8 tRNA genes are annotated in these 664 nt (G+C 52.9%); all 8 read right to left on the minus strand.

Features of this window, described 5'->3' with window-relative positions:
• Window positions 1–2: 2 nt before the first annotated feature.
• The 8 genes from PVE40_RS12855 to PVE40_RS12890 all read right to left on the minus strand — a co-directional run bounded on the left by PVE40_RS12855 (window position 3) and on the right by PVE40_RS12890 (window position 663).
• Window positions 3–74 (minus strand) — tRNA-Gln (locus PVE40_RS12855).
• Between the two features lie 7 nt (window positions 75–81).
• A tRNA-His gene (locus PVE40_RS12860) sits at window positions 82–154 on the minus strand.
• A gap of 11 nt (window positions 155–165) precedes the next feature.
• Window positions 166–236, minus strand: a tRNA-Trp gene (locus PVE40_RS12865).
• Window positions 237–258: 22 nt separating this feature from the next.
• A tRNA-Tyr gene (locus PVE40_RS12870) sits at window positions 259–339 on the minus strand.
• Between the two features lie 4 nt (window positions 340–343).
• A tRNA-Phe gene (locus PVE40_RS12875) sits at window positions 344–416 on the minus strand.
• A gap of 18 nt (window positions 417–434) precedes the next feature.
• Window positions 435–507, minus strand: a tRNA-Asp gene (locus tag PVE40_RS12880).
• Window positions 508–509: 2 nt separating this feature from the next.
• A tRNA-Val gene (locus tag PVE40_RS12885) sits at window positions 510–582 on the minus strand.
• A gap of 9 nt (window positions 583–591) precedes the next feature.
• Window positions 592–663, minus strand: a tRNA-Glu gene (locus tag PVE40_RS12890).
• Window position 664: the final 1 nt, after the last annotated feature.

Genomic DNA, 664 nt, shown 5'->3' on the forward strand with positions numbered 1-664 from the left:
AACTGGGGTAGCTGGATTCGAACCAACGAATGACGGAGTCAAAGTCCGTTGCCTTACCGCTTGGCTATACCCCAAAAAAAGGGCGACTGATGGGAATTGAACCCACGAATGCCGGATCCACAAACCGGTGCGTTAACCACTTCGCCACAATCGCCATAATCCTAACAGGGGTAGCAGGAATTGAACCCACACCAACGGTTTTGGAGACCGTTGTTCTACCTTTAAACTATACCCCTATGGGATGACTATGAATCAAAATGGAGGGGGGCAGATTCGAACTGCCGAACCCGAAGGAGCGGATTTACAGTCCGCCGCGTTTAGCCACTTCGCTACCCCTCCAAGGTGGCTTGGGACGGAATCGAACCGCCGACACCTTGAGCTTCAATCAAGTGCTCTACCAACTGAGCTACCAAGCCATGAATAAAATAAAACTACGGTTCCGACGGGAATCGAACCCGCGATCTCCTGCGTGACAGGCAGGCATGTTAACCCCTACACCACGGAACCAATGGAGGTTGACGGGATCGAACCGCCGACATCCTGCTTGTAAGGCAGACGCTCTCCCAGCTGAGCTAAACCTCCATAAAAATATGACCCGTACGGGAATCGAACCCGTGTTACCGCCGTGAAAGGGCGGTGTCTTAACCGCTTGACCAACGGGCCA

The sequence above is a fragment of the Jeotgalibaca caeni genome (assembly GCF_028863945.1).
Lineage (GTDB): Bacteria > Bacillota > Bacilli > Lactobacillales > Aerococcaceae > Jeotgalibaca > Jeotgalibaca caeni.